Source organism: Halomonas elongata (assembly GCF_029081005.1).
Classification (GTDB): domain Bacteria; phylum Pseudomonadota; class Gammaproteobacteria; order Pseudomonadales; family Halomonadaceae; genus Halomonas; species Halomonas elongata_B.
This window is the reverse complement of sequence record NZ_JAJQTQ010000013.1, coordinates 64,467-90,983: the sequence shown is the minus strand read 5'-3', so window position 1 is coordinate 90,983 and position 26,517 is coordinate 64,467. Positions and strand designations below refer to the sequence as shown.

Genomic DNA, 26,517 nt, shown 5'->3' with positions numbered 1-26,517 from the left:
GGGCGCTCCTCAATGACGAATCAGGCGAAGGACGCCGCATGGGCGTCGAGTTCCGCGGCGGTCAGCGCGAAGACACCCTGACCGCCGCGCTCGAATTCCAGCCACAGGAAGGGAACCTCGGGAAAGGCGGCCTCCAGGTGGTGATCGGAGTTACCGACCTCGACGATCAGCACACCATCGTCGGTCAGGTGTTCGCGGGACTGACGCAGGATGCGCCGCACGATGTCCAGGCCATCGGCCCCCGCGCCCAGGGCCAGCCCCGGCTCGTGGCGAAACTCGGCGGGCATGGTGGCCAGGTCCCGGGCATCGACATAAGGCGGATTGGCGACGATCAGATCGTAACGTCGGCCCTCGAGGCCGTCGAAGACGTCCGACGCGACGGCCTGCACTCGGTCGCCGACATCGTGACGGTTGACGTTCTGGCGCGCCACCGTCAGGGCATCGGCACTGACATCGGCCAGATCGACCTCACAGGTGGGCAGGTGCAGGGCGGTCGCGATGCCGATGCAGCCGGAGCCGGTGCACAGGTCCAGTACCCGTGCCGGCGGCTCGACGGGGAACCAGGCGCCGAAGCCATGCTCGATCAGCTCGGCGATGGGCGACCGCGGGATCAGTACCCGCTCGTCGACATTGAACGGCACACCGGCGAAGAAGGCCTCACCCAACAGATAGGGCAAAGGGCGACGGCTACCGATGCGCTCCCTGACGAGCCCGACGATACGACGACGCTCCACGGGCAGAAGGCGCGCATCGAGCACGCCGGGATCGACATTCCATGGCAGATGCAGGGCACCGAGCGTCAGGGCCACCGCCTCGTCCCAGGCGGAATCGGTACCATGGCCGTAATGCAGGCCGGCCAGATGAAACTCGCTGGTGGCCCAGCGCAGGCAATCCCGCAGGGAGATCAGCCCCTCGGCAATCTCGGCGTCGTCGAGCGCCAGGGTGGAAGTCGATGAAGAACAGACGGATTCGGCCACGAGGGATCCTGTTGGCGGTTGCATGGGAAGCGACTGGCCCCCGATTGTACCCTCGGCGGCGGTTCACAGCCACGCCAGGGCCGGTATACTGGCCCCTTTTCAGGACCATGCGAGCCACGACATGAGCCGACGCCGCTACCAGCCGGACGCCGATGACATCAGTGCCTTCCGCCAGGCGCTGAGCGAGGCCGGCGTGCGTCCGCTGCAGAGCAACCGCGCCGACCCGGGCCGTCCACGCCGGGAGGACGAGGCCGCCCGGGCACGGCGCGCAGCGGCCACCGACGCCGGCTCGGACCACGCCACCGGTCGCACCTCCGATGGTCGCGTCGAGGCCGTCAGGCCCTCGGCGTATCTCGATTTCGCCCTGCCCGACCTGCCCTATCGCACCCGCAGCCAGCTCAAGCGCGGCCGGATCGCCTGGGAAGCGGGGCTGGATCTGCATGGCCATACCGTCGACGAGGCCCGGCTGGAACTCGAAACCTTCCTGCGCGATGCCGAAGCCGAACGCGCCCGTTGCGTACTGGTCGTGCATGGCAAGGCCTGGGGCGCCACCTCCGATTACCCGGTACTCAAGAGCCACGTCAACGCCTGGTTGCGCGAATGGCCCAGCGTGCTGGCCTTCTGCTCGGCCACCGACGTCGATGGCGGTACCGGCGCGGTCTATGTGCTGCTGCGACGTCAACGTTAAGGGAAACACCCTCTTAAATGCCTGCGCATGCAAATCGCGTTCTTACGCGGTGCCCGGCGATTTATTCAGTATTTCCTAAGAGGGCGACGCGCCCACCTCGATCTCACGCTCGCGCCGATCCAGCGCTTCCCTGGCCAGGTGCCGCCCCAGGCGTATCAGCGCCTCGGCGCGGTGGAATTCGTAGGCACCGCAGACCGTCTTGGGGATCTCGACCAGCACGTCCGGCGGATAGCCCGCCAGCCGGTAATTGGCGATCGCGCCCTGGGCGATGTCGAAGGAGGCCAGCATCATGTCGAGGCGCCCCCAGGCATGGCGGTCGCGTTCCTGCTTGACCTTTTCGGCGTCGTCATCCCCGCTACCGAACCCATCGAAGAGTCGACGGGTCGCACCCCGCACGCCCTCCATCCAGCCGCCGAAATCGACCGCACCGGAACGATCACGTTCTTTCTCGCGAGCCTGCTCCTCGGCGGCTTCCTCGGGCGGCAACAAGGATTCCAGCGTCACCGGCCGCGAGGTGTGAGCAGTGGCGTTGACCGCCATGAGGAAATCCGCACGCACGCCCACCGCCGGCATCACCGGCAGTGGATTGAGCAGGCCGCCGTCCACCAGCACCTGAGCGCCTCGATAGACCGGCGTGATCACGCCCGGTACCGCGATGGAAGCGCGAACGGCCTGCAGCAGGGGGCCGGACTGGAACCAGACTTCACGCTGGCGAGTCAGATCGGTGGCCACGGTGGTCACCGGAATCGGCAGATCCTCGATCAGGGTGTCGCCGACCAGTTCCTCGAGCTTGCTCATCACCTTGCTGGCCTTCATGGCCCCCATCGGGCTCCAGGTGACATCGACGAGGCGCAGCACATCGAAATAATCCAGGCGGCAGACCCAGTCACGATAGGCCTCCAGCTCACCCGCCGCGTAGACGCCGGCCACCAGCGCCCCCATGGAACAGCCCGACAAGGCCACGATCTCGTAGCCCCGTGCCTCGAGCTCCTCGATGATCCCGATGTGCGCATAGCCACGGGCACCACCGCTGCCCAGTGCCAGCACCACGCGCCGGCCGCTTTCCTCATCGGCATGTTGTTCGGCCATGGTCATCTCCTCCTTCAGGATCGATCGACGCCCTGAACATGCGCCGCGATCGCCTCGGCGACGGCATCGACCCGCTCCGGCTCCAGGTGCAGATGATGACCGCCCGGCAACACTCGCCTCGTCAGATCGGCGACCGCCGCCCTTCCCCGCGCCATGCCCTCGCGTTCGGCGAGAATACCGTGCTCTCCCTCGATCAACAGTACACCGCAACGGATGGCGCCCAGCACGGCCAACACCTGATCGGGCGTGAGCCGAACCGGCGAGGCCCAGCGAAGGCGTGGGTCGCTGCGCAACCGCCATTCGCCCCATGCCAGAGCCTCCAGATTCCGCTCGACCAGCGGCGCAGCGGTCTCCGCATCGATCGGCGTGGCACTGCCGGCCACCCGTGCCGCCACGGCGCTTTCGATATCAGCATAGCGTGGCGCCGTCGAGCGTGACCGCCGACGGGCCATCAGGCCCTTGCGCAGTTGCCGTGGCGAGGCCGAAGGGGCAGTGGTGACCGCGCCAAGGCCATCGATCAGGGTCAGGTTCTCGACCCGTTCCGGCAGGCTGGCCGCAAGCAGACAGGCCACCCCGGCCCCCATGGAGTGCGCCAGCAACGGGATACGCTCCAGGCCCAGTGCATCGAGGGCATCGAGCACGTCGTGACAGTAGTCCCAGAGGGCATAATGCCCCTCCCCGGTCAGATGACGGGAATGGCCATGGCCCGCGAAGTCCAGCGCCACGATGCGGATTCCCAGGCGCTCGACCAGCAGAGGCGCGAGCCGCGCGAAGCTGGCGGCGTTGTCGAGCCAGCCGTGCAGGGCAAGCCAGGTCGGTGCCCGCGCATCGCCCCAGGACAGGGCGGCCAGTCGACCGTCGGCGAGACGCATGGACGCTTCCGGCATCATCGCCCGGCACTTCCCAGCAGGGTATCGAGCATGGCTAGCAGGGCCTCACGGGTCGCCTGCGGATGCTCCATGGGAAACATGTGGCCGCCGGACACCTGGGCGACACTGACACCTCGGCGTCCCAGGCGGCGCTGTCGGCGCGGCGTGAGCAGGTCGGACTCGCGACCGGCCAGTACCCCCAGCGGTACCTTCACGTTGTCGGGCAGGTCACTCAGGTGGTCGGGCAGGTGGCGGAAGATATCCACTTCGATATCAGGGTCGTAGCGCAGTACCACGCTTCCATCCTCGAGTTCCTGGGTGCCGCCTTCGATATAGTCGTCCAGGGCCTGATCGGTGAAATGGCGAAACAGGCCACGACGGCGCAGATAATCACGCATGGTCGCACGGTCCGGCCAACGGGAACGGCGTCCCAGGGTCCGGCCCGCCGGAGTGACCCGGTCGACGAAACCGAGACGCTTGGCCACCTTCATGGCCATGGCGTCGAGCCCCAGCATCAAGGGCGGATCGAGCATCACCACACAACGGAAGCGCTCCGGTTCCTGCTCGGCCGCCATGGCCGTCAGTACACCGCCCATGGAGTGGCCGACGCCGATCACCGGGCCGGAACATTCCCGCAACTGCGCCAGCAGCTCGTCGCGCAGCGCCAACCAGTTGTGCCCCACGGGAAAGTCGGGATGATGACCGAGCTGCTCCACGGGGCGTACATCGAACCGTGACGCGAGCGGCGTCAGGAAACTACGGTAACTTCGACCGGGGAAGCCGTTGGCATGGGCAAAGACAAGGGGGGCGGCAATATCGGGCTGGGGCATGGCATCTTCCGGTTCGGCGGGCCGTCTGGTGATAGCAGGCTAACGGGAATACCATGATGCGCCAAGTCACCTTTCGCCCTGATCATCCACCGGCCCCTGGAGTCATTGTGATGCACCGCCCCGACAAACCCCGCCGAGACACCCGCCTGCGCAACCGTGTCTTCTTCACTACCGTGGCCATTGCAGTGGTCGTCGGACTCTGGCTGGCGCGCTGAGCCCCCGCGTCAGCTGTCCCGATAGCGGGCGTACATGTCCCGCGCGCGATCAAGGTGCTCGTGCATCGCCGTGCGCGCCGCCGGGCCGTCACGATCGAGAATGGCTTCCAGTATCCGGGTATGCTCCTGATGCACCAGCTCGAGGTAGCGCGCCGAGGAGCTGGGGTCGATATCGACACTGAGCAGCTTGGAGCGGGGGATCATGCTGTCGCTCAACGGCTCGTAGAAGCGATCGAAGAACACATTGTGCGTCGCCTTGACGATGGCGTGATGAAAGGCAAAATCCTCGCGACGCGCCTGGGACTGACCGGCCTGCACCTTGGCGAACTCTGCATGTCGCGCCTCCAGCCGCACACGGTCTTCACCGTCATGCCGCAGCGCGGCCAGTTCGGCGGCACTGGGTTCCAGTGTCAACCGCAGCTCCAGGACCTGGAGAATATCCTCGACGGTCCTGGGGCTGATATGCACTGCCGGTCGCGGTTCGGCCACGTCGGTACGCAGTACCGTCGTCCCGACCCCTCGGCGGGTCTCGACCAGCCCCAGCGACTTGAGGTGGGTGATCGCTTCGCGAATCACCGTGCGACTCACGCCAAAGGCATCGCACAACTCGCTCTCGGTGGGCAACTTGCTGCCCACCGGCGTATCCCCCGAGGTGATCCGTCGCTCGAGCTGCTCAAGAACCGCCTTGGACAGGCTGCCCTCGCGAGTGATGCGCTTGACGCCCCATGAATTCGACACCGTCATCTCACATCCTTTTGCCATTGACCGCCGCGCCACTTCACGCAATGAAGCCGAGTGCTCGGGTCAGCGATTACGCTTCGCCCCCTGCTCTCGACACGACGCAGAATCATCGTCATTGTTTTACCCTTCCTCACCCATCATGCTTCACCCATCATGGCACCATCGGTGATGGAAGCCTCCATCATTTCATCATATATCACACCAGATGACTTCACCGTCCCTCGCGCCCCCGTTCAGGTTACGAGAGCGCGTCGGCAGACGTCACAGGCCATGGCTATGCCCGACGACGCAAGGCGTCCAGCTCCTGATACAGCGTCTCGGGAATCGTGACACCCTGCTCGCGGCTGCGCCGGCGCGCCGCATGGCGTCGCTGTGAGGGAAGCCGGGCCCCCTGCCCCAGCACGCCCTCGAACAACGCTTCGGCACGCGCCAGGTGGCCATCCGTATCGTCGCCGTGCAAGGTCCGCGGATCGATCGCCAGGATCAGTTCGCCGTGCCAGGGCCGTCCCGTGCCATCGTCGCTGGCCGGCCGGGTCTGGTGTCCCAGCAGGTCGCCGATCAGCGGCCCCGCCAGCAGCTCGATCATGATCGACAGCGCCGAGCCCTTGTAGCCCCCGAACGGCAGCATCGCGCCTTCCAGCGCCTTGACGGGATCGGTGGTCGATTGCCCGTCCGTATCGATGGCCCAGCCTTCGGGAATCGCATCGCCGGCGCGCCGATGCAGTTCGATTTCCCCCCGCGCCACCACGCTGGTGGCGAAATCGAAGGTGTAGGGAAAGGTGTCGGGACGCGGCCAGGAAAAGGCGACAGGATTGGTACCGAGCAAGGGCGCGTGGCCACCCGCCGGCGCGACGAAGGCATGGCTCGGCGTCATCGCCAGGGCCACCAGCCCCGCCTCCGCCAGGGACTCCACCTCGGGCCACAGCGCCGAAAAGTGGAAGGCGTTGTTGAGCGCCAGCAGCGCCACACCGTTGGTACTCGCCGTGTCGATCAGGGTCGGCCGCGCCCGCTCGAACGCCAGCAGCGAGCATCCCCGGCAGGCATCGGCACGCACGATACCGGGTGACGCCCGGGAGATCTCGGGGACCGCATCGGGGCTGACGCCGCCCCGCTGCAGGGTCTCGATGCAGCCGATCAATCGATACACCCCGTGGGAATGACATTCGTCCCGCTGCGCCGCCACGACGCTGCGCGTGATGGCGCCGGCATGCGCCTCGTCGAAGCCGTGCCGTGTCAGCACCTCCCGGCTCAGCGTCTCCAGTTCATCCAATGTCAGGTTGACGGTATCCGCCATGAGCGCCTCTCCTTGCCTTGTGGCCATCGTGGCGATCGGGGTTCGATCGCCATGGCTGTGCCGGACCCGCCGCCCGGTCCGGGCGACGGGCGTCGACATTCAATCGTCGGGATGCCCCTGTGCCACGAATTTTCCGCCTTGATAGACGACCGTCGGATCCTCGGAATCGATGGCGCCGGCTGCGGCCTCGACCTCGGCGCGCCAGGGCTCGGAACTGTCGCGGGGTGCCCAGCCGAGGAACGAAGCGCTGCTGTTGTCCCACCAGGTCTCGTGATTGGCAGATACCCCATAGACCACGGTGTTCCCCAGTCTGGGGGCCACGAAGGCGCGTTCGAGCAGAGCGACGAAGTCCTCGACACTCAGCCAGGTCGCCATCATTCGGGTGTCCGCCGGCTTGGGAAAGCAGGAGCCGATGCGCACGCTCAGCGTCTCGACCCCAAACTTGTCGTGATAGAGGCTGGCCAGGTCCTCCCCGAAACACTTCGAGACCCCGTAGAGGGAATCGGGACGGTGCGGTACCTGATTGTCGATCCGAGTGGTGCGCGGATAAAAGCCGATGGTGTGGTTGGAACTGGCGAACACGATGCGCGGCTTGCCCAGATTCCGCGCCGCCTCATAGAGGTTGTAGACCCCGATGATGTTCGACTGGAGGATCCCTTCCCAGGGCTTCTCCACCGATACCCCGCCGAGATGCACGACGCCGTCGCAGTCCGCCACCAGGGCGTTGACCGCCTGGGCATCGGCCAGGTCGCAGGGCACGATTTCCTCGTGCTCGGCCACCTCCCCCGGATCGGCGATATCCGATAACCGCACCCGATGGGCGAGACGCCCGAGGTGCGGACGAATGGCCTTGCCGACACCACCGGCCGCCCCGGTGACCAGAATCCGATTCAGCATCACATTACTCCTTTGACATCGACGAACGATCCCTTCGATCAGGAACCGTTCGAGGCATTGATAAAAGGGGGTCCCGAAACCCTGAAGCGGTGTCAGGAGGCCCCGAACCCATACAACGCGGCCGGGTTATCGACCAGGATCCTCTGCCGCGCTTCCGGACTGGCCCACTCGAGCAGAACGTCGAGCTGCTCGGCATCATCGGGATACTGCGAACGCGGTACCCCGACGTGGGGCCAGTTGCTGCCCCACAGGATGCGCTCCGGCGCATGGGCGATGACACGCCGAGCGATGGCACCGACATCGGCGTAGTGCGGCCCGCCCGCCAGGCTGGCCTCGTAGCCGGCGCAGATCTTGAACCAGGCGTTGCCGCGATCGAGCAGCCGCAGGATCTCGTCGACGCGCGGATCGTCGGCCGGCACCGGATCCATGAACTTGCCGATATGGTCGATGATGTAGTCACCCTCGAGGCGGCGCAGCGCGTCCCGATAGTCGTCGAGACGGCGGCCGTTGAACTGCACCATCAGGTGCCAGCCCAGCGGCCGGATGCGCCGCTCGACCTCGCCCATCCGGTCGATCGTCACCGCACCGCCGGGCAGTTGCATGACGCGCGCGCCACGCACGCCCAGGGCATGCCAGGCCTCGATCTCATGGTCCGGCGTATCCGGCGTCACCACTGCCACGCCGCGGGCCGTCTCGGGGCCGAGCTCGGCCAGGGCGTCGAGCAAGGCGCTGTTGTCACGCTGATAGGCGTTGGACTGGGTGACCACCACTCGTTCGAGGGACAACCGGCGTTGAACGCGGCGATAGTCCTCGACCGTGGCCAGCTCGGGAATCGCCGGGCCGCCGGGCTGGGCCCGATATTCCGGCAGATAGAGATGGACATGACAGTCGGTGGCCCCCGGCGGCGCCTGAAGTCGGGGCGCCGGTCCATCGAGCGGCCGGGTGTTGGCGGGAACCTCGGACACGGTCATTCCTCCTCCTTCAGGGCGAACCGCTGCAAGGCGTCGCGATCGATGGTGATCCCCAGCCCCGGGCCGTCGGGGATGTGCACCACGCCGTCCCGATGCTCGAGCGGCGTCTCGACCACCGCCTGGCGGAAGGGATTGGTGGTGCGGTCGAACTCCATGATCGGCTCGAGGGGCCGGCGGCGTGGCGGGTTGGGCGGCAGCGCCGCCATGAACTGCAGGCTGGCGGCGATGCATACCGCCGTGCCCCAGACATGCGGCACCAGGCGCACGCCGAACATGGCCGCCATGTCGGCGACCCGACGCATCTCGCTGAATCCGCCGACGCCGCAGACGTCGGGCTGGGCGATATCCACGGCGCGGGTCGACAGCGGCTCGAGCATGGCGTAACGGCCGTGCCAGTTCTCGCCGCTGGCCACCGGAATCGGCTGGCCCTGGCGCACGGCGCGGTAGGTGTCGATCTGCTCGGGCAGCACCGGCTCCTCGAACCAGTCGATGCCGAAGGGCTCGGCGCGCTTGCCGACCTCGATGGCCTCGAGCAGGTCGTAGCCGTGGTTGGCGTCGATCATCAGCCGGCGCTCGGGACCGATGGCCTCGCGCACGGCGGCGATGGCACGCAGGTCCTCCTCGACGTCGAAGCCGATCTTGATCTTGACGCCATGGAAGCCCTCCCGGGCATGACCGGCCACTTCCTCGGCGACGTCCTGAACCCGGTCCACCCCGTCACGGCGGAACGAACCGGTGGCATAGGCGCGGACCTCCTCGCGGAAGCGCCCGCCGAGCAGCTCGCTGATCGACGCGCCGTAATGTTTTCCCTTGATGTCCCAGAGTGCGATGTCGATGCCGCTCAGGGCTGTCATGGTCAGGCCCCGCTGGCCCTGGTCGCGCAGCCGGTTGTAGAGCTCGAGCCACAGCTTCTCGGTCTCGAGGGGATCGGCGCCGACCAGGGCGCCGGCATAGAGCCCGACGATGGTGGCATTGGCCCTGGCCGGGCCCAGGCACTCCCCCCAGCCCACGGTACCGTCGTCGCAGACGATCTCGACCAGGCAATGCTGGCGCCGCTCGAAGCGCATCGAGGCGCTCTCGAAGGCCTGGTCGAGCTTGTAGTCGAGGATGTGCGTGTGCACGCGTTCGATCTTCATCGTGGTTTCCTGTCCCAACGGGTGCGAGAAGCGTTACTGGAAGAAGGACGGCAGCATCAGCGATACCGCGGGCACGTAGGTGACCAGCATGAGTACCGCGAACAGCGCCAGATAGAAGGGCCAGATGGTACGCACCGCCTGCTCGATCTTGATATTGCCGATCACGCTGCCGACGAACAGGCAGGAGCCCACCGGTGGCGTGCACAGTCCCAGCCCCAGGTTGATCATCAGGATGATGCCGAACTGGATCGGGTCCATGCCGAACTGGGCGGCGACCGGCAGGAAGATCGGCGTGCAGATCAGGATCAACGCCGCCATGTCCATGATCATGCCGAGCCCGAGCAGCAGCAGGTTGAGCATCAGCAAGATCACGTAGGGGTTGTCGGAGATCGCCAGCAGGGCGTCGCTCAGCAGTTCCGGCACGCTGTACAGCGCCAACAGGTAGGAAAAGGCCGAGGCACAGCCCACCAGGATCATCACCAGCGAGGTCGTGCGCACCGACTGATAGACGGCCTGCTTGAAGGAGGCCCAACGCAGCTCGCGATACACCAGGCCGGTGACCACGATGGCGTAGATGGCCCCGAAGGCACCGGATTCCGTCACGGTCAGGATGCCCGACAGGACACCGCCGACGATGATCACGGCTGTCAGCAGTCCCGGCAGCGCCGCCGCAAAGCTGATGATCAATGCCTGCCAGCCCGGGAAGGTCTCGCCGGCATAGCCCCGCTTGACGGCGACCACATAGGCGGCGACCGCCAGGGCCAGGCACATCAGGATGCCGGGCACGATGCCCGCGATGAACAGCTGGGTCACCGAGATGCCGCCACCGGCGGCCACGGCGTAGAGGATCATGTTGTGGCTGGGGGGAATCACCACCCCGGCGACCGATGACGTCACGGTCACATTGACGGCATAGTCGGCGTCGTAGCCCTTCTCCTTCATCACCGGCACCAGAATCGAACCCAGCGCCGACGTATCGGCGACCGCCGACCCGGAGATGCCGCCGAACAGCATCGAGGACGACACATTGACCAGCCCGAGCCCACCGCGAACCCGGCCAACGGCCGCCGAGGCAAGGCGCACCAGGCGATTGGAGATGCCTCCGTGAAGCATCAGCTCGCCGGCGAAGATGAAGAAGGGAATCGCCAGCAACGAGAAGACGGATATCCCCGACAGGATCCGCTGGAACCCGACGAAGAGTGGCAAGCCCTCATAGATGAAGGTGACGACCGAGGCCAGACCCACGGCAAACGCCACCGGCGCCCCCACGATCAGACCAAGGAAGAAGACACCAAAGAGAATCAGCAGGCCCATGATGTTACCTCCCGAGATGCGTCGCGAGACGCTGAACAATATTGACGATCGAGAACAGCATCATCAGCAGGCCACTCACTACCAGAGGTGCCGCTCGCCAGCTTTCGGAAAGTCCAATCATCGGGATGGGGCGCCCGAGATTGTCCAGTACCATGATGCCGCCCTGCCAGGCCATGAAGGCCCCGAACAGCACCACGAAGACATCGGCAACATGACGCATCGCCTCTCGCGGCGCCGTCGGTAATCCTTCGCGAATGAAATCGATGCTGAGGTGTGACTTGTTACGCACGCCGGCGGCCGCTCCCAGGCAGGTCACATACACCACGATCAGCAGCGATGATTGCTCCACCCAGGTCGGCGTGTCGTTGAGCACGTAGCGGCCGAAGACCAGCCAGCCAAAAGAGACAATCAGAAAGACGAGAAGCACGCCCGACACGACGATGCAGGCCTGGGCAATGCCATCCAGCACATGATCGATGGCGGAAGACGCCTCGCTCCCCTCCTTGCTGTCATGCGCTTGATCAGAGTAAGCACTCACTGTACGCAGTCCTTTCGAGAAGCCCCGGGACCAATGCTAGTACCGGGGCTCCGGGCGGGGTTTACAGGATCATTCCTGCGCGGCCTGAACATCCTCGACCAGCGCCTCGAGATCCGGGTGTTCCTGGACGAAATCCCGATAGATCGGCTGCATCTTCTCCTGGAAGGCGGCCTTGTCCTTCACCTCGTTGATCTCTACGCCATCTTCAAGCACCACGTCCCGGCTGGACTCGGCACGCTCTTCCCAGAGCTGGCGCTGTTCTTCGGCCGCGCTTTCCGCCGCCTCGCGCACGATGCCCCGATCCTCTTCGGAAAGTTCCTCCCAGGTCGACTTGGCCACGCACAGGCACTCCGGCAGGATCAGATGCTCGGTAAGGGAATAGTATTTCGCCACTTCATAGTGGCCACTGGACTCGTAGGAAGGGTAATTGTTCTCGGCGCCGTCGATGACGCCGGTCTTGAGCGACTGATAGACCTCGCTGTAGGCCATCGGCGTGGCATTGCCGCCCAGCTCGTCGATCATCTGCACATAAAGGTCGTTGTTCATGACGCGGACCTTCAGGCCTTCCACGTCCGCCGGCGTCTCGACCGGATGATCGGTGTTGTAGAGGCTGCGGGCCCCCGAGCCGAACCAGGAGAGCGCGACGAGATTCTTCTCGGCCAGCGCATCGGCAAAGCGATCACCGATCTCGCCGTCCATGACGTGATACATGTCCTCGGCGCTGTTGAAGATGAAGGGCAGCGATAGAATGTTGGTGGCCGGGACGATCGGTCCCATCGGCCCCATGTTGAAGTTGGCGAAATCCAGAGCCCCGCTGCGCGTCTGTTCGATGGCATCCGGCTGATCGCCCAGCACGGCATTATGATAGACCTTGGGTTCGACTCTTCCCTCGGTCTTCTCGGCGACTTCGTCGGCAAAGCTCTCGAGAGCGACGCTGTTCGGATAGGATGGCGGATGAATGTTCCAGCCTCGCCACTGCTCGGCCTGGGCCGGGATCGAGATGACCGAGACGACACCTGCCAGGGCGGTCACTTTCAGAATATTGCTGTTTTTGGCGGTCTTGTTGGTCAGCATGACGAGCTCCTTACTTACGGGTTCAGGTGAACTTTTTTATGCTTCTTTCGATCGGCCGGTGACCCTGATCGACCTTTCCAACCGGCTGGTTGCCCAGGAAGAAGAGCTACCTAGCCGGGCCGCTGTATCGCGTGGAAAATCGATGCCCCATTCGGTTCGACGCACGGCCTGCAAGGCTTTAATATCATACATCATATGAATGACAAGCTAGCCAGCCTTCACTCGACTTACAAGGTTGATCAGACAGATTTAGACCAAAGTGTGAACATGCTTGATCCCTCGCTCTAACGTAGAGACCTCCCCTGACCAGGCCTGGTCGTCCCCCTGGACGCCAGGCTCGACAGCCGACGCCGCTACTACCGGCTCTACCCGCCGGAGAAGGCTGCCTTCCCTCCCCTGACGACCTTCCGCGACTGGCTGTTGGAACGCTCGGACCGGAGTGACGAGAGGCCATGAAAAAAGGCGGCCCGAAGGCCGCCAAACACTTACCGCTTGCCAATCTGAACGTGAACGTCTTGCCTCAGGCCTCGCGCTGGCCGTCGACCAGTCGGCTGACGCCGGCCGGATTGCCATCGCGCAGCGCCTCGGGCAGCAGGCCCTGAGGCAGGTTCTGGTAGCACACCGGGCGCAGGAAGCGATGGATCGCCGCGCTGCCCACCGAGGTCGTGCGCGAGTCCGAGGTGGCCGGATAGGGTCCGCCGTGGACCATGGCGTGGCACACCTCGACGCCGGTCGGCCAGCCGTTGGCCATCACCCGGCCGGCGCGGCGCTCGAGCGTCGGCAACAGCGCACGGGCGGCGTCCAGGTCGCCGTCGTCCATCTGCAGGGTGGCGGTGAGCTGGCCTTCCAGATGCTCGGCCACGCGCTGCATCTCCGTCTCGTCGGCACACTCGACCACCAGCGAGGTGGCGCCGAAGACCTCGGCCTGCAGGGCTTCGTCGGTGAGGAAGTCCTGCGCGCTGGCCACGAACAGCCCCGCCTGGCAGGCGTTGGGGCCCTCGCCGGCCGGCCCGCGGGCGACCTCGCGGGCCTGGCTGTTGGCCATCAGACCGTCGACACCCTGCACGTAGGCGTCATGGATGCCCGGAGTCAGCATGGTCTGGGCCGCGGCGGCCTTCACCGCCTCGCCGGCGGCGGTCACGAAGGCGTCCAGGCCCTTGCCCTTGACGCCGATCACCAGCCCCGGGTTGGTGCAGAACTGGCCGGCGCCCAGGGTCAGCGAGCCGACGAAGGCCTCGCCCAGTGCCTGGCCGCGAGCCTTGAGGGCCTCGGGCAGCAGGAACACCGGGTTGATCGAGCTCATCTCGGCGTAGACCGGGATCGGCTCGGGACGCGCCTGCGCCGCTTGCACCAGGGCGGTACCCCCGCTGCGCGAACCGGTGAAGCCCACCGCCTTGATGCGCGCATCGCGCACCAGCGCCTGGCCGAGCTCACGGCCGGAGCCGTAAAGCAGCGAGAACACGCCCTCGGGCAGCTCGCACTGGGCCACCGCCCGCTGCACGGCACGGCCGACCAGCTCGCTGGTGCCCGGGTGGGCGGCGTGGGCCTTGACCACCACCGGGCAGCCGGCCGCCAGCGCGGAGGCGGTGTCGCCGCCGGCCACCGAGAACGCCAGCGGGAAGTTGGAAGCGCCGAACACCGCCACCGGGCCCAGGGCGATATGGCGCTGGCGCAGGTCGACCCGCGGCATCGGCGCCCGGTCCGGCAGGGCCGGATCGAGGCGCACGTCGAGCCACTCGCCGGCACGTACCACCTTGGCGAACAGGCGCAGCTGGCCGCAGGTGCGGCCGCGCTCGCCCTCGAGACGCGCACGAGGCAGGCCGGACTCGGCCATGGCACGCACGATGAGCTCATCGCCGATAGCCTCGATCTCGTCGGCCACGGTCTCGAGAAAAGCGGCGCGAGCCTCGAGGCCGGTCTCGCGGTAGGCATCGAAGGCCGCCCAGGCGAGCTCGCAGGCACGCTCGACCTCGGCCTGGCCACCGGCGGGATAGGCCGGGGACAGGGTCTCGCCGGTGGCGGGGTCGACGGCATGAATCGCGGTACCGTCACTGGTCACGGCCTGCTGGCCGATCAGTTGCTTGCCTTCCAGAGTCATGCGGCTACTCCTGTCATGGGGCACCGGATCACGGCGCCGTTCAGGTCGGGCGAGGCGGCGTCTACCGCCTCGCCGAGCAATGGGATCTGCGGACGTTCAGCGAATCCGCCTCAACGGACCAGGGCGGGACGCTTGGGGTCGAATTCCCAGCCCTTTATCAAGTACTGCATCGCCATGGCGTCGTTGCGCTGGGTGACGTCGAGACGCTTGTACTTCTCGTGCGCTTCCATGAGCTTGTCGTCGTCCAGCTCGATGCCGAGGCCCGGGGTCTTCGGCACGGCCAGCTTGCCGTCCCGAATCTGGAACGGCTGCCTGGTGATACGCTGGCCGTCCTGCCAGATCCAGTGGGTGTCGATGGCGGTGATCTCGCCCGGGCAGGCGGCTGCCACATGGGTCATCATCGCCAGCGAGATGTCGAAGTGGTTGTTGCTGTGCGAGCCCCAGGTCATGCTCCACTCGTTGCACAGCTCGCCCACCGCCACGGCGCCCTGCATGGTCCAGAAGTGGCAGTCGGCCAGCGGGATGTCGACCGAGTTGAGCTGTACGGCCAGCTGCAGTTGCTTGTAGTCGGTGGCGATCATGTTGGTGGCGGTGGGCAGCCCGGTGCGCTTCTTGAATTCCGCCATGGTCTCGCGGCCGGAGAAGCCGCCCTCCTGGCCGCAAGGGTCCTCGGCGTAGCTGAGCAGGTGTTTGATCGGCTCCAGCACGCGCACCGCCTCGTCCAGTTTCCAGGCACCGTTGGGGTCCAGCGTCAGACGCGCCTCGGGGAAGGCCTCGTGCAGCGCGCGGATGCAGTCGGCCTCCTCCTCGCCGCGCAGTACACCGCCCTTGAGCTTGAAGTCCTTGAAGCCGTAGCGGTCATAGGCGGCCCTGGCCAGGTTGGCGACGCCGTCCGGCGTCATGGCCTCGCGGTAGCGCACCTCGTCCCAGGCATCGACCGGGTCGGTCACGCGGGGATACGGCAGGTCGGTCTTGTCCGGGTCGCCGAGCAGGAACAGGTAGCCCAGGGCCTCGACCTCGTCGCGCTGGCGACCGTACTGGCCCAGCAGGTCGGCCACCGGCATGCCCAGCGCCTGGCCGAAGAGATCGAACAGCGCCGACTCGATGGCGGTGATGACGTGGACCGCCACCCGTAGGTCGAAGGTCTGCCGCCCGCGTTCCTCGGGGCCACCCTGGGCGAGCAGGTCCCGGGCCCGGCTCAGCACCTGCTTGACCTCGTTGACTCGCGCCCCTTCCACCAGACCACGGCACTTCTCCAGGCCGTTCAGGATGCCTTCGCTGGAGGGAATCTCGCCGACCCCTCGGTTGCCGGACTCGTCTTCCAGCACCAGCACGCAGCGGATGAACCAGGGCGCATGGCCACCGCTGAGGTTGAGCAGGAAACCGTCTTCGCCGGCGACCGGCACGATGTTCATCTTGGTGATCTTGGGAAACATGGCATTGCCTCTTGTAACGGTCGAAAGAACGAAGAAGGGTCAGGTCACCGGCGCGGGGTTGAACAGCACCAGGTCGTTGTAGAGGCCGAGCCGGTCGGCGGCGACCCGCTGGCGGCCGCTGGCCACCTCGAGGATCAGGTGGAAGAGTTCCCAGCCCATCTCCTCGATGGTGGCGTTGCCGGTGGCGACGCGCCCGGCGTCGAGGTCGATCAGGTCGTGCCAGCGCCGTCCCAGGGTGGAATTGCTCGACACCTTGATCACCGGGGTCATCGGCAGGTTGTAGGGCGTGCCGCGGCCGGTGGTGAAGACCTGCAGGTTCATGCCCGCGGCGGCCTGGAGGGTGCCGCAGATGAAGTCGCTGGCCGGGGTGGCGGCGAAGCTCAGTCCACGCTTGCGCAACCGCTCGCCCGGGCCGATGACGTCGACGATCGGCGAGTTGCCGGACTTGATCACCGAGCCCAGCGCCTTCTCGACGATGTTGGAGAGTCCGCCCTTCTTGTTGCCGGGGGAGGTATTGGCGCTACGATCCGCCTGGCCCTGGGAGAGGTAGTCGTCGTACCAGGCCATCTGGTCGATCAGCGCCTGACCGACCGAGCGATCCACCGCCCGCGGCGTCAGCAGGTGGATGGCATCGCGCACCTCGGTGACCTCGGAGAACATCACACTGCCGCCGGCGCGCACGATCAGGTCGGTGGCGAAGCCTACCGCCGGGTTGGCAGTCAGCCCGGAGAAGGCATCGCTGCCGCCGCACTGCATGCCCACCACCAGGTCGGCCACCGGGCAGGTCTCGCGGCGTCGACGATCGAGACGCTCGAGGTGGCGCTCGGCCATGGCCATGATGCCCTCGATCATCTCGCCGAAGCCCTCGAAGGACTCGTCCTGCAGGCTCAACACATTGGCCTCGGGGTCGGCGGCCTCGGTGTTCTCGAAGATCCTTACCGGGCGATCCTCGACCAGGGTCGAAGGTTGCAGCTTCTCGCAGCCGAGTCCGATGACCATCACCTCGTCACCGAAGTTGGGATGCCGGGCCAAGTTCCTGAGGGTGCGAATGGGCACCACCGCGGTCGGCGCGTTGATCGCCACGCCGCAGCCGTAGCTGTGGTTGAGCCCCACCACGTCGTCGACGTTGGGGAAGCGCGGCAGCAGCTCGCGCTTGATGCGCTGGACCACGTGATCGACGGTGCCCGCCACGCACTGCACGCTGGTGGTGATGCCGAGCACGTTCTGGGTGCCGACGCTGCCGTCGGCGTTGCGGAAGCCCTCGAAGGTATAGCCCTCCAGCGGCTCGGCCGGTGGCACCGGGCGCGTCGCCAGCGGAAGATCCTCCAGGTCCGGCGGCGTGGGCATGTGCAGGTTGGTCTCGTTGACGTGGCCGCCCTGTGGGATGGCGGTAGCGGCCGTGCCGATGACCTCGCCGTAGCGGATCACCTGGTCGCCCTCGGCCAGCGCCACCAACGCCACCTTGTGGCCCTGGGGAATGCTCGCCTGCAGCTCGATGCCATCGTCGAGGCGCTCGCCGGCGGCCAGGCCGCTCTGGCCGACGACCACGGCGACGTTGTCACGCGGATGGATGCGGATTGCCCGAGGGGCCGGTGTCGAATGCGTCATGATCGGGCCTCGCGGTTATGCGGATAACGGAAACTCATGAGGAGGTCTCCAGACGACGCCTGGCGCGGCTCTTCAGGCCCATCATCACCGAGAAGGCCACGGACGCGGCGATCAGCAGCCAGAGCACCACGGCAATGGGGCTCTTGGTAAAGAAGATCGCATAGCTACCAGCCGACTCCAGGCTCTTGACGAAGTAGACCTCCGCCTGTCCACCGAGGATGAAACCGATGATCAGCGGCGCCACTTCGAGTCCGACCTTCTGAATCAGGTACCCCAGCACGCCGAAGATCAGCAGGGTCCAGACGTCGAACATGATGCCGTAGTTGATGGCATAGGCACCGACCACGCACATCATCACGATGATCGGATAGAGGATGTACTTGGGCACCAGCACTACCTTGGCGATGTGCTTGATGGCATAGAACATCAGGAAGAACATCACGATGTTGGCGAACACCAGGGCAGTCATCATCACGTACCAGGTGTCGGCATTCTCCGGGATGAACAGCGGGCCGACCTGGATGCCCTGAAGGGTAAAGGCGCCGATCAGCACCGCGGTGGTGGAGTCCCCTGGGATGCCGAGCGACAGCAGCGGGATCAGCGCCCCGCCGGTCAGGGCATTGTTGGCGGACTCGGAGGCCATCAGCCCCTGAGGGGCCCCCTTGCCCATCTCGCTGGAATCGCGGGACAGGTTCTTCTCCTGCGTGTAGGCCAGTACCGAGGCAGCACTCCCCCCGACGCCCGGCAGCATGCCGACGAAGGTACCAATGAAGGAAGAGCGCACCAGGTTGGTCAACCGTCCCTTGAAGATGGTGAAAGAGAAGCCGCCACCCTTGCCGAACGTGATGTTCTTGCCGGCCAGGCCGCTTTTCACGCCTTCTTCGGCCTCGAGCAGGATGGTGGCAATGCCGAAGATGCCGATCAGTACCGGCAGCAGGGAGAAGCCCTCGAAGAGGTAGGGCTCGAGGAAATCGAACATCAGGCGCGTCTTGCCGTTGCCGCCATCCGAGATGCTGTAGGTACCGATCAGGCTCAGCCAGATCCCCAGCACACCGCTGAAGATGCCCACCAGCATGTTGCGCGACATGGAGGCGATGACGGTCAGCGCCAGCAGGATGATCAGGAACTTCTCCACATAGGAGAACTTGATCGAGAACTCGGCCAGCAGCGGCGCGAACAGGAAGAGGATGGCGGCACTGATCAGGCCCCCCACCACGGAAGCCACCACGCTGACCCTCAAGGCACGCTCTCCCTCGCCCTTCTGCGCCATGGGATAGCCATCGAAGGTGGTGGTGATCGAGGACGGCGTGCCGGGAATGTTGAGCAGCACCGCCGGCACCATGCCGCCAGAAATGCCCCCCACGTAGAGGCCCAGCAACAGCGCCAGGCCGTGATTGAGACCGAGCGCGTAGGTGAGCGGCAGACACACCGCCACGGCCATGGTAGCGGTCATCCCGGGGATGGCCCCGAAGATGATCCCGACCAGGGCCCCCAGGGCCGCCAGCAGGAAGAAGGTGATATCGAGTAATGACAGGATATCGAACATGGAAATGTCTCCGCTACGGCAGGGTGATCTGGAACAGCTTGGCGAGGATGAACCACGCCAGGCTCGGCGCCACGAGTGCGTTGATGGCGGCCGTGATGACCTTGCGCCTGGTCCTGGTGTGCATGTACATCAGCGACATCAGGAAAACGAAGACCATCGACACGAACAGGAAGCCGTAGCCCGTGTAGGGAAAGAGGTTGCCGACCACCGACATCAGGTAGAAGTAGGCGACAATCAGTACCAGGGTTCCGAAGAAACGGAACTTGTCCATGGACTCGCCCAGGATCGGCAGCGTCCTTTCGCCCCGCCTGACGGCGGCGAGGAAAGGCACCACGTTAAGCACCAGGATCAGGGCGAACAGTCCACCCATCAGCCAGTGAACGATATAGGGAAAGAACAGATGGGAGGTCTCGAAGTCGATCGAGACACTCAACAGGGATGACAGTCCTGATTCCATGGCGGCTCCGGTAAAGGCTCTCGTAAGGTGGCCCTTCGATCGTTATGAGGGTGAAACAGCAGCCGCGAGCGCCGGCGGGTTTCCCCGCCGGCGATCCTGCCTTACTGGATGTTGGCGATGATGTCCTCGTAGACGGACATCTTGGTCTCCAGGTATTCGACGGCTTCGTCGGACGGCTTGAAGTTGGGAATGAAGAAGGAGTTCTTCTGGGTCTCCTGGATCTCGCCCTCGGCATAGATCTCGCTCAGCGCCTGGTCGATCTGGTCGACGATGGCCTGATCCATGTCCTTGTTGTAGAGGAAGAAGAATTCCTTATCGAAGGTGAAGTTGTCATCGCCCATGGTGACGTTCACGTTGGGCTCGACATACTCGAGCAACTGCTCACGAGACGTCTGGCCAAGCCCTTCTTCCGGTGCCTGCTCGATGGTGTCCTGGCGCGCCGTGAGCCACAGGAAGCGCATGGCTTTCTGGTCATCTTCCGGCAGGCGAGTGTACTGCTCGTTGGCCTGGACAGTACCGTTGATCAGGTCCGCCTGGTCGTCGAAGAGCTGCTGGTTCTTGTCGGCCTGGGAGCCGGTATTGACGGCCACCAGGTTGTCTTCCATGCCCGGATGCTCGATGGCGATGGCATTCTTCAGGGCACTGAAGCCGATCTCCGAGACACCGCCGGGCTGGATGGCGACCCGCACCTCCTCGCCGTTGCCCACCGCCTCGATCACGTCGTTCAGCGTCTGGTAGGGCGAGTCCTTGGGCACTAGATAGGCGTTGCCCGGATTGATGGCGACGGTCGGCCCGATGGTGTACTTCTCGAAAATGTCCTCGTAGCCCTCGACGCCGTACAGATACCCAAGGTAGGACTGATCGTGGAAGATCATCAGGGTATTGCCACGCGGATCGCGATCCAGGAAGCGGAAGGCCGAGCTCGCGCCGACGGCATCCACCTTCATGTTGATATCGAGGTGCTCGGCCAGGGCATCGGCGACGATGCTGGAGTTCTGATAGGTATCGCCCCCGGTGGAGGTCGAACCGATCACCACGCGGACGTTGCCGCGCAGCGGGCCATCGGCGGCCATGGCCGCGGCGCTGCCGAAGGCCATGCCGGCCATCAGCACGGAGGTTCCAAGGGTCTTGTAGATGCTGGGCATGCTCATGAAATTCACCTCTTCGCTGTCGTTGTTGAGAGTGGGTGAAGGTGGGCTCAGTAGCCCTTGGCGGTCTCGACCAGGTTTTCCAGTCGAGCCCGCTCATCGGCATTCGGCATCTCCAGCGGCGCGCGAACGCTGCCGGCGGGACGCCCAATGATCTCGGCGCCGGCCTTGATCAGGCTGACCGCATAGCCGGCCTTGTGGTCGCGAAGGTCGACGAAGGGCACGAAGAACTCGCGCGAGATGCGACGCACGGTGTCGGTGTCGCCGGCCCGCAGCGCCTTGTAAAAGGTGACCGCCATGTCCGGCACGAAGTTGAACACGGCACTCGAGTAGGTGTTCACGCCGACGGCCAGGTAAGCCTCGGCCATGATCTCGGCGGTTGGCACGCCGCCCACGTAGGCCAGGCGGTCGCCGACGGTCTTGATGATGCGGTTCAGGGCCTGCATGTCGCCCTTGCCGTCCTTGAGGCCGATCAGGTTGGGGCAGGCATCGGCCAGGCGCTGTACCGAGGCTGGCTTCATCACACCATTACCGCGGTTGTAATAGATCACGCTGATGGACGTCGCGTCGCAGATCCGACGCGCATACTCCACCAGGCCATCCTGGGGGCACTCGGTCAGGTAAGGCGGCATCAGCAGGATACCGTCGGCGCCCTCCTCCTCGGCGATCTTCGCGAAAGCGCTGCCGGTGGCCACGCTCAGACCGGCGCTGGCGATCACCGGCAGCTTGCCGTCGACGACCTTGACCGCCAGGCGCACGATCTCGCGGAACTCGTCCTGGGACAGGTTGAAGAACTCCCCCGTGCCGCCAGCGACGAACACCGCCGAGATCTCGTGGCTGATGAACCACTCGAGGCGCTGGCGATAGCTCTCGGCGTCGAAACGCCCTTCGGCGTCGAAATCGGTAATCGGGAAAGACAGCAGACCATCGCTGATCGCTTTTTTGACATCTTCGCGTGTAAAGGTCACCGGCTCGTCCTCTTGTCAGCCTTGGGGTGACACGAGGAAGGCGTCGTCCTCATGTCATACATCATACAAATTACAAGCTAAACGGCGGTACGATGACTGGCAAGCGGCCACATGGTAAAATTGAACTAAAGTTTTAGCTCTTGAGCTCCCCTCGACAGCATCGTATGCCCCGGTCAATCGAGAGGTGGGGATATCCCCGAGGACGGGGTCGGGGCCGACACAGGATGTCCGCATGTCACTGATCGATATCTTCCTCTCGACGCTCAACATCACCCTGCCGGTTTTTGCCATGGTGTTCATCGGCATCGGCCTCAAGCGCCTGGGCTGGATCGACCGGGCCTTCGTCAACACCGCCTCCCGGCTGGTCTTCCGCGGCACCCTGCCGACCCTCATCTTCCTGAGCCTGATCGGTGCGGACCTGGAGAACACCTTCAATCCCTGGTTACTCATCTTCTTCGCCCTGGCGACCCTGGCCAGTTTCCTGCTGTGCTGGGCATGGGCCGCCTGGCGCCTGCCCCGGCACCAGCGTGGCGTCTATGTCCAAGGGGGCTTTCGTGGCAACTGCGGCGTCGTCGGCATGGCCCTGGCCCATGGCATGTACGGTGAGGTCGGACTGTCCATCGGCGGGCTGCTGCTCGGGGTCGTGATCCTGACCTACAACATCCTTTCGGTCGTCGTGCTCAGTTTCTACCGGCCTCGCGAGAACGGCTCACGGCAGGTCCCGTGGCGAAGCATCGCCAAGCATATACTGACCAACCCCTTGATTCTGGCCGTTCTGGTGGCCACCCCCCTGGCGCTCCTCGAGGTCCGGCTGCCGGACTGGCTGGCCACCACAGGAGACTATTTCGCCTCCCTGACGCTCCCGCTGGCCTTGATATGCATCGGTGCCACCCTGTCGACCCGCGCCTTGAAGCAGGGGTATGGGCCGGCACTGGGGGCCAGCGCCTGGAAGATGATCGGCATCCCGTTCATGGCCACTGCGGCCGCCTGGTGGCTCGGCTTCGAGGGACGAGAGCTGGGCGTGATGCTCCTGTTCTTCGCCAGCCCCACGGCGGCGGCCTTCGTCATGGCCAAGGCCATGGGGGGCGACGAGACGCTCACCGCCAACATCATCGCCCTGACCACGCTGATGGCGAGCATCACGATCACTGCCGGCGTCTTCGTCCTGCGGGCGGCAGGACTGATCTAGTGGTGCCTTCCACCACCTCGAACTGCTCGAGGCCCCCTCCCTTACCGGTGGCCTCCGGCGGCATCGGGTTGGTATGGGCCCGCTTGAAGTCATCGCTGCCCACCCAGGTACGGAAGGCCTCCTGGCTTTCCCACTCGGTCTCGACCACATAGGGAGCCTGATTGCCCTGTGGGCGAAGCACGCGCATGGCGATGAAACCGGGCTGCTTGTCGATCTCGCCGGCACGGGCACGGAAGCGCGCCTCGAACATTTCCTCGAAGCCGGGCTGGACATGGACACGGTTATTGACGATGAAGCTCATGATCGGCTCACTCCGGGTCGGGCAGGTCGTCGGGCATGGTGAAGCGCGTCAATCGTGCGCAACCTGCCGCCGGCACCTCGGCTTCCAGCTCGGCGATGGCGGCGGTGGGCAAGCCAAGCCCGTGCTCGCTGCGCCCCTCCACCAGTAGACCGGCCAGAGCGCCGACCAACGGCATGTGGCTGACCAGCATGACGGGCGCCTCGGGGGGGGCTTGCAGCAACCAATCGAGCACCGCGCCGGGAGGATCGTCGGGCGTGATCAGCGACAGGGGCTCCACGGTCACGCCCAGGGCAGCGGCGATGTGTGCGGCGGTCTGCTGAGCACGGCGATACGGGCTCGCCAGCAGGCGCAGTCGAGACAGGTCCAGATCATCGCGACCGGCCAGCCAGCCAGCCATGCGAGCCGCCTCGCGGTGGCCGCGGGCCGTCAGTTCACGCTCGGCATCGGGGCTCCCCGCACCCGCCTCGCCGTGACGCATGATCAACAAGGTTTCAGCCATTCTCGCCTCCCGAGTCACGGTGATCGCGCTGCACATTTTCGCGTGATAACACGAATTCCACGTCGCTGCTCTGCTCTCCCTGCATCAGCAGACGCGCCATCTCCCTGGCCGGCACCTCCCGAAACAGCACCTGGTAGAGTCCCTCGGCGAGCGGCATGTAGACCCCTACCTGTCGGGCCATGTCACGCACCAGCCGTACCGTGTTGACGCCCTCGGCTACCTGGCCGAGCGATTCGATGGCTTCGTCGAGGTTGCGCCCCTCACCCAGGGCGAAGCCCACACGGTAATTCCGCGACAGACTCGACGAGCAGGTAACGATGAGATCGCCCACGCCGGCCAGTCCCAGGAAGGTCATGGGATTGGCCCCTCGGGCCACGGCGAAGCGACTCATCTCGGCGAGTGCCCGCGTCATCAGCATGCTGCGGGTGTTCTCCCCCATGCCCAGAGCCGCCGCCATTCCGGCGGCAATGGCATAGATGTTCTTCAGGGCGCCGCCGAGCTCCACGCCATAGCGATCATTGCTGGCATAGACACGAAAATAGTCGCATCCCAGCGCGGTCTGTACCCGGGTCCGGGTCAAGGGATCATGGCTGGCGATCACCGTGGCGGTCAGCTGACGCTCGGCGACCTCGGATGCCAGGTTAGGCCCCGACAGCACCCCGATATGCCGACCACCGGTTTCTTCTTCCAGGATCTGGCTCATCAGCTTGAAGCCCTCTTCCTGGATGCCCTTGGTGGTGCTGACAAGGATGCTCTCCGGGTCCAGCCAAGGGCGCGCCTGGCGCACCACATCGCGAAACCCCTTGGAAGGAATCGCCACCAACACCAGGCCGGCACCTTCCAGCGCTTCGCTCAGCCGAGTATGTGCCGATACCGCGGGATTGATGTCGTAATCGGGCAGATACCGGCCATTGCGGTGCTCACGATTGATCTGCGCGGCGAGTTCGGAATCGCGCAGCCACTGACGCACCTCGAAGCCGTTGTCGGCGGCGATGCTGGCCAGGGCGGTACCGAAACTCCCCCCGCCGAGCACCGTCACCCTGTTGTTGCGATCATCATGCTTGCGATCGTCGGACATAGTCGCCCCGGGACTGTAAGTGGTCCGGCGATTGTAACGAAAAACGCCCCCGTTAGGGGGCGTCGTGAAGGGCGAGCGGGCCGCGGAACGGTCCGCTGGGCCGATCAGTCGATCAGTCGATCATCGGTACCAGGGTATCGATGCTCGAGCGGGCATCGCCATAGAGCATGCGTGTATTCTCCTTGAAGAACAACGGGTTCTCGATACCGGAGTAACCGGTACCCTGACCACGCTTGCAGACGAAGACCTGCTTGGATTCCCAGACCCGCAGCACCGGCATGCCGGCGATGGGGCTGTTGGGATCCTCCTGGGCGGCCGGATTGACGATATCGTTGGAGCCGATGACGATCACCACGTCGGTCTCGGCGAAGTCGTCGTTGATCTCGTCCATCTCCAGCACGATGTCATAGGGCACCTTGGCCTCGGCCAGCAGCACGTTCATGTGCCCGGGTAGACGGCCGGCGACCGGGTGGATCCCGAAGCGCACGTTCTTGCCGGCGCTGCGCAGCTTGCGAGTCAGCTCGCTCACCGCATTCTGCGCCTGGGCCACCGCCATGCCGTAGCCCGGCACGATGACCACGCTGTCGGCGTCGTTCAGGGCGCTTGCCACACCGCTCGTGTCGATGGCGACCTGCTCGCCCTCGATCTCGGCAGCCGGTCCCTGACTACCGCCGAAGCCTCCCAGAATCACGTTGATGAAGTTGCGGTTCATCGCCTTGCACATGATGTAGGAGAGGATGGCACCCGAAGAACCCACCAGGGCACCGGTGACGATCAGCAGGTCATTGGAGAGCGTAAAGCCGATGGCCGCCGCCGCCCAGCCGGAGTAGCTGTTGAGCATCGACACCACCACCGGCATGTCGGCGCCGCCGATGCCCATGATCAGGTGGTAGCCGATGAACAAGGCCAATACCGCCAGCAGCAACAGCGTCCAGAAGCCGGCGCCATTCAGGTAGAGAATGGCCAGCAGCAGTGACAGCACCGCCGCACCGGCATTGAGCAGATGGCCGCCCGGCAACTGGCGGGGCTTGCCGTCGACCTTGCCGGCCAGCTTGCCGAAGGCGATCACCGAACCGGTGAAGGTCACCGCACCGATGAACACCCCCAGCACCACTTCGATCTGCAGGAAGGTGAGCTCCGCCGGCGTCTTTTCGGCAACCAGGGCGGCGAAGGCCGAGAAGCCCTCGCTGCCGCCCTCGGCGGCCAGTACACGACGGCGCTCCAGGTCGGCATTGAAGCCGACGAATACCGCCGCCAGGCCGACGAAGCTGTGCAACGCCGCCACCAGTTGCGGCATCTCGGTCATGTCGACCTTTTTCGCCAGATAGACGCCGGCCACAGCCCCGATGATCATCATCGGCACCATCCACCAGTAACCGCCGATCCCCGGCCCGAAGGCGGTGAACACCACGGCCACGGCCATGCCGACAATGCCGTACCACACCGCACGCTTGGCCTTTTCCTGGTTGCTCAGCCCCCCGAGAGAGAGGATGAACAATACACTCGCCGCGATCGCCGCGGCGGACACGAATCCTTGACTCAACATAGTGTCTCCC

The 26,517-nt window shown here is 65.2% G+C and carries 25 protein-coding genes; 2 read left to right on the top strand and 23 right to left on the bottom strand.

Features of this window, described 5'->3' with window-relative positions; genetic code table 11:
- Window positions 1-20: 20 nt before the first annotated feature.
- Window positions 21-1,001 (bottom strand): 50S ribosomal protein L3 N(5)-glutamine methyltransferase, encoded by a 981-nt coding sequence (gene prmB / locus LU493_RS11330; RefSeq protein WP_275287908.1) that lies wholly within the window; start codon window positions 999-1,001, stop codon window positions 21-23.
- 97 nt (window positions 1,002-1,098) lie between these two features.
- Here prmB and LU493_RS11325 point away from each other — a divergent pair, with 97 nt between their 5' ends.
- Window positions 1,099-1,665: a Smr/MutS family protein gene (locus tag LU493_RS11325; RefSeq protein WP_275287907.1), complete on the top strand. Its 567-nt coding sequence runs from the start codon at window positions 1,099-1,101 to the stop codon at window positions 1,663-1,665.
- 75 nt (window positions 1,666-1,740) lie between these two features.
- Here LU493_RS11325 and LU493_RS11320 read toward each other — a convergent pair whose 3' ends face one another.
- The 18 genes from LU493_RS11320 to kdgD form a co-directional block, all read right to left on the bottom strand.
- The gene (locus tag LU493_RS11320) at window positions 1,741-2,754 is read right to left on the bottom strand and encodes a patatin-like phospholipase family protein (protein ID WP_275287906.1); all 1,014 of its coding nucleotides are present in this window, start codon (window positions 2,752-2,754) and stop codon (window positions 1,741-1,743) included.
- 14 nt (window positions 2,755-2,768) lie between these two features.
- Complete coding sequence (locus LU493_RS11315) at window positions 2,769-3,626, bottom strand: alpha/beta hydrolase (protein ID WP_275287905.1); 858 nt, start codon at window positions 3,624-3,626, stop codon at window positions 2,769-2,771.
- Window positions 3,627-3,640: 14 nt separating this feature from the next.
- Complete coding sequence (locus LU493_RS11310) at window positions 3,641-4,453, bottom strand: alpha/beta fold hydrolase (protein WP_275287904.1); 813 nt, start codon at window positions 4,451-4,453, stop codon at window positions 3,641-3,643.
- A 224-nt stretch (window positions 4,454-4,677) separates the two neighbouring features.
- A complete protein-coding gene (locus LU493_RS11305; RefSeq protein ID WP_275287903.1) occupies window positions 4,678-5,412 on the bottom strand; it encodes a FadR/GntR family transcriptional regulator in 735 nt (244 codons plus the stop codon).
- Between the two features lie 271 nt (window positions 5,413-5,683).
- Window positions 5,684-6,703, bottom strand: a complete 1,020-nt coding sequence (locus LU493_RS11300; protein ID WP_275287902.1) for an Ldh family oxidoreductase — start codon at window positions 6,701-6,703, stop codon at window positions 5,684-5,686.
- Between the two features lie 99 nt (window positions 6,704-6,802).
- Entirely contained in the window at window positions 6,803-7,600 is a 798-nt protein-coding gene (locus LU493_RS11295; RefSeq protein ID WP_275287901.1) for an NAD-dependent epimerase/dehydratase family protein, read from the bottom strand.
- A gap of 92 nt (window positions 7,601-7,692) precedes the next feature.
- The gene (locus LU493_RS11290; protein ID WP_275287938.1) at window positions 7,693-8,565 is read right to left on the bottom strand and encodes an amidohydrolase family protein; all 873 of its coding nucleotides are present in this window, start codon (window positions 8,563-8,565) and stop codon (window positions 7,693-7,695) included.
- A gap of 2 nt (window positions 8,566-8,567) precedes the next feature.
- The gene (locus LU493_RS11285) at window positions 8,568-9,707 is read right to left on the bottom strand and encodes a mandelate racemase/muconate lactonizing enzyme family protein (RefSeq protein ID WP_275287900.1); all 1,140 of its coding nucleotides are present in this window, start codon (window positions 9,705-9,707) and stop codon (window positions 8,568-8,570) included.
- Between the two features lie 33 nt (window positions 9,708-9,740).
- On the bottom strand, window positions 9,741-11,021 hold the full coding sequence (locus tag LU493_RS11280; protein ID WP_275287899.1) for a TRAP transporter large permease: 1,281 nt from the start codon (window positions 11,019-11,021) through the stop codon (window positions 9,741-9,743).
- A gap of 4 nt (window positions 11,022-11,025) precedes the next feature.
- Window positions 11,026-11,559: a TRAP transporter small permease gene (locus tag LU493_RS11275; RefSeq protein WP_275287898.1), complete on the bottom strand. Its 534-nt coding sequence runs from the start codon at window positions 11,557-11,559 to the stop codon at window positions 11,026-11,028.
- Window positions 11,560-11,628: 69 nt separating this feature from the next.
- Complete coding sequence (locus LU493_RS11270; RefSeq protein ID WP_275287897.1) at window positions 11,629-12,633, bottom strand: TRAP transporter substrate-binding protein; 1,005 nt, start codon at window positions 12,631-12,633, stop codon at window positions 11,629-11,631.
- Window positions 12,634-13,153: 520 nt separating this feature from the next.
- Complete coding sequence (locus LU493_RS11265; RefSeq protein ID WP_275287896.1) at window positions 13,154-14,731, bottom strand: aldehyde dehydrogenase (NADP(+)); 1,578 nt, start codon at window positions 14,729-14,731, stop codon at window positions 13,154-13,156.
- A 110-nt stretch (window positions 14,732-14,841) separates the two neighbouring features.
- Window positions 14,842-16,167: an enolase C-terminal domain-like protein gene (locus tag LU493_RS11260; protein WP_275287895.1), complete on the bottom strand. Its 1,326-nt coding sequence runs from the start codon at window positions 16,165-16,167 to the stop codon at window positions 14,842-14,844.
- 39 nt (window positions 16,168-16,206) lie between these two features.
- Window positions 16,207-17,775 carry a galactarate dehydratase gene (gene garD / locus LU493_RS11255; protein WP_275287894.1) on the bottom strand — a complete coding sequence of 523 codons (1,569 nt, stop codon included), beginning with the start codon at window positions 17,773-17,775 and terminating at the stop codon, window positions 16,207-16,209.
- A 34-nt stretch (window positions 17,776-17,809) separates the two neighbouring features.
- Entirely contained in the window at window positions 17,810-19,321 is a 1,512-nt protein-coding gene (locus LU493_RS11250; RefSeq protein WP_275287893.1) for a tripartite tricarboxylate transporter permease, read from the bottom strand.
- Window positions 19,322-19,334: 13 nt separating this feature from the next.
- A complete protein-coding gene (locus LU493_RS11245; RefSeq protein WP_275287892.1) occupies window positions 19,335-19,778 on the bottom strand; it encodes a tripartite tricarboxylate transporter TctB family protein in 444 nt (147 codons plus the stop codon).
- Window positions 19,779-19,879: 101 nt separating this feature from the next.
- Complete coding sequence (locus LU493_RS11240; protein WP_275287891.1) at window positions 19,880-20,929, bottom strand: ABC transporter substrate-binding protein; 1,050 nt, start codon at window positions 20,927-20,929, stop codon at window positions 19,880-19,882.
- Between the two features lie 47 nt (window positions 20,930-20,976).
- Entirely contained in the window at window positions 20,977-21,894 is a 918-nt protein-coding gene (kdgD, locus tag LU493_RS11235) for a 5-dehydro-4-deoxyglucarate dehydratase (protein ID WP_275287890.1), read from the bottom strand.
- A gap of 232 nt (window positions 21,895-22,126) precedes the next feature.
- On the opposite strand from kdgD, the gene LU493_RS11230 reads away from it, so the two are divergent.
- Window positions 22,127-23,083, top strand: coding sequence for an AEC family transporter (locus LU493_RS11230; RefSeq protein WP_275287889.1), 957 nt, complete (start codon window positions 22,127-22,129; stop codon window positions 23,081-23,083).
- Here the strand turns inward: LU493_RS11230 and LU493_RS11225 are convergent.
- The 4 genes from LU493_RS11225 to LU493_RS11210 all read right to left on the bottom strand — a co-directional run bounded on the left by LU493_RS11225 (window position 23,040) and on the right by LU493_RS11210 (window position 26,507).
- Window positions 23,040-23,384, bottom strand: a complete 345-nt coding sequence (locus LU493_RS11225; protein WP_275287888.1) for an antibiotic biosynthesis monooxygenase family protein — start codon at window positions 23,382-23,384, stop codon at window positions 23,040-23,042. The two genes, LU493_RS11230 and LU493_RS11225, sit on opposite strands and share 44 nt — an antisense overlap.
- A 7-nt stretch (window positions 23,385-23,391) precedes the next feature.
- Window positions 23,392-23,883 carry a phosphohistidine phosphatase SixA gene (gene sixA, locus LU493_RS11220; RefSeq protein ID WP_275287887.1) on the bottom strand — a complete coding sequence of 164 codons (492 nt, stop codon included), beginning with the start codon at window positions 23,881-23,883 and terminating at the stop codon, window positions 23,392-23,394.
- Window positions 23,876-24,961, bottom strand: coding sequence for an NAD(P)H-dependent glycerol-3-phosphate dehydrogenase (locus tag LU493_RS11215; protein WP_275287886.1), 1,086 nt, complete (start codon window positions 24,959-24,961; stop codon window positions 23,876-23,878). Before LU493_RS11215 ends, sixA begins: the two co-directional genes overlap by 8 nt.
- A gap of 112 nt (window positions 24,962-25,073) precedes the next feature.
- A complete protein-coding gene (locus LU493_RS11210) occupies window positions 25,074-26,507 on the bottom strand; it encodes an NAD(P)(+) transhydrogenase (Re/Si-specific) subunit beta (protein ID WP_275287885.1) in 1,434 nt (477 codons plus the stop codon).
- Window positions 26,508-26,517: the final 10 nt, after the last annotated feature.

Excerpts from the sequence above, each read along its gene's own strand:
- prmB (WP_275287908.1), bottom strand. The coding sequence starts at position 1,001 with ATGCAACCGCCAACAGGATCCCTCGTGGCCGAATCCGTCTGTTCTTCA.
- LU493_RS11325 (WP_275287907.1), top strand. The coding sequence starts at position 1,099 with ATGAGCCGACGCCGCTACCAGCCGGACGCCGATGACATCAGTGCCTTC.
- LU493_RS11320 (WP_275287906.1), bottom strand. The coding sequence starts at position 2,754 with ATGGCCGAACAACATGCCGATGAGGAAAGCGGCCGGCGCGTGGTGCTG.
- LU493_RS11315 (WP_275287905.1), bottom strand. The coding sequence starts at position 3,626 with ATGCGTCTCGCCGACGGTCGACTGGCCGCCCTGTCCTGGGGCGATGCG.
- LU493_RS11310 (WP_275287904.1), bottom strand. The coding sequence starts at position 4,453 with ATGCCCCAGCCCGATATTGCCGCCCCCCTTGTCTTTGCCCATGCCAAC.
- LU493_RS11305 (WP_275287903.1), bottom strand. The coding sequence starts at position 5,412 with ATGACGGTGTCGAATTCATGGGGCGTCAAGCGCATCACTCGCGAGGGC.
- LU493_RS11300 (WP_275287902.1), bottom strand. The coding sequence starts at position 6,703 with ATGGCGGATACCGTCAACCTGACATTGGATGAACTGGAGACGCTGAGC.
- LU493_RS11295 (WP_275287901.1), bottom strand. The coding sequence starts at position 7,600 with ATGCTGAATCGGATTCTGGTCACCGGGGCGGCCGGTGGTGTCGGCAAG.
- LU493_RS11285 (WP_275287900.1), bottom strand. The coding sequence starts at position 9,707 with ATGAAGATCGAACGCGTGCACACGCACATCCTCGACTACAAGCTCGAC.
- LU493_RS11280 (WP_275287899.1), bottom strand. The coding sequence starts at position 11,021 with ATGGGCCTGCTGATTCTCTTTGGTGTCTTCTTCCTTGGTCTGATCGTG.
- LU493_RS11270 (WP_275287897.1), bottom strand. The coding sequence starts at position 12,633 with ATGCTGACCAACAAGACCGCCAAAAACAGCAATATTCTGAAAGTGACC.
- LU493_RS11265 (WP_275287896.1), bottom strand. The coding sequence starts at position 14,731 with ATGACTCTGGAAGGCAAGCAACTGATCGGCCAGCAGGCCGTGACCAGT.
- LU493_RS11260 (WP_275287895.1), bottom strand. The coding sequence starts at position 16,167 with ATGTTTCCCAAGATCACCAAGATGAACATCGTGCCGGTCGCCGGCGAA.
- garD (WP_275287894.1), bottom strand. The coding sequence starts at position 17,775 with ATGACGCATTCGACACCGGCCCCTCGGGCAATCCGCATCCATCCGCGT.
- LU493_RS11250 (WP_275287893.1), bottom strand. The coding sequence starts at position 19,321 with ATGTTCGATATCCTGTCATTACTCGATATCACCTTCTTCCTGCTGGCG.
- LU493_RS11245 (WP_275287892.1), bottom strand. The coding sequence starts at position 19,778 with ATGGAATCAGGACTGTCATCCCTGTTGAGTGTCTCGATCGACTTCGAG.
- LU493_RS11240 (WP_275287891.1), bottom strand. The coding sequence starts at position 20,929 with ATGAGCATGCCCAGCATCTACAAGACCCTTGGAACCTCCGTGCTGATG.
- LU493_RS11230 (WP_275287889.1), top strand. The coding sequence starts at position 22,127 with ATGTCACTGATCGATATCTTCCTCTCGACGCTCAACATCACCCTGCCG.
- LU493_RS11225 (WP_275287888.1), bottom strand. The coding sequence starts at position 23,384 with ATGAGCTTCATCGTCAATAACCGTGTCCATGTCCAGCCCGGCTTCGAG.
- sixA (WP_275287887.1), bottom strand. The coding sequence starts at position 23,883 with ATGGCTGAAACCTTGTTGATCATGCGTCACGGCGAGGCGGGTGCGGGG.
- LU493_RS11215 (WP_275287886.1), bottom strand. The coding sequence starts at position 24,961 with ATGTCCGACGATCGCAAGCATGATGATCGCAACAACAGGGTGACGGTG.
- LU493_RS11210 (WP_275287885.1), bottom strand. The coding sequence starts at position 26,507 with ATGTTGAGTCAAGGATTCGTGTCCGCCGCGGCGATCGCGGCGAGTGTA.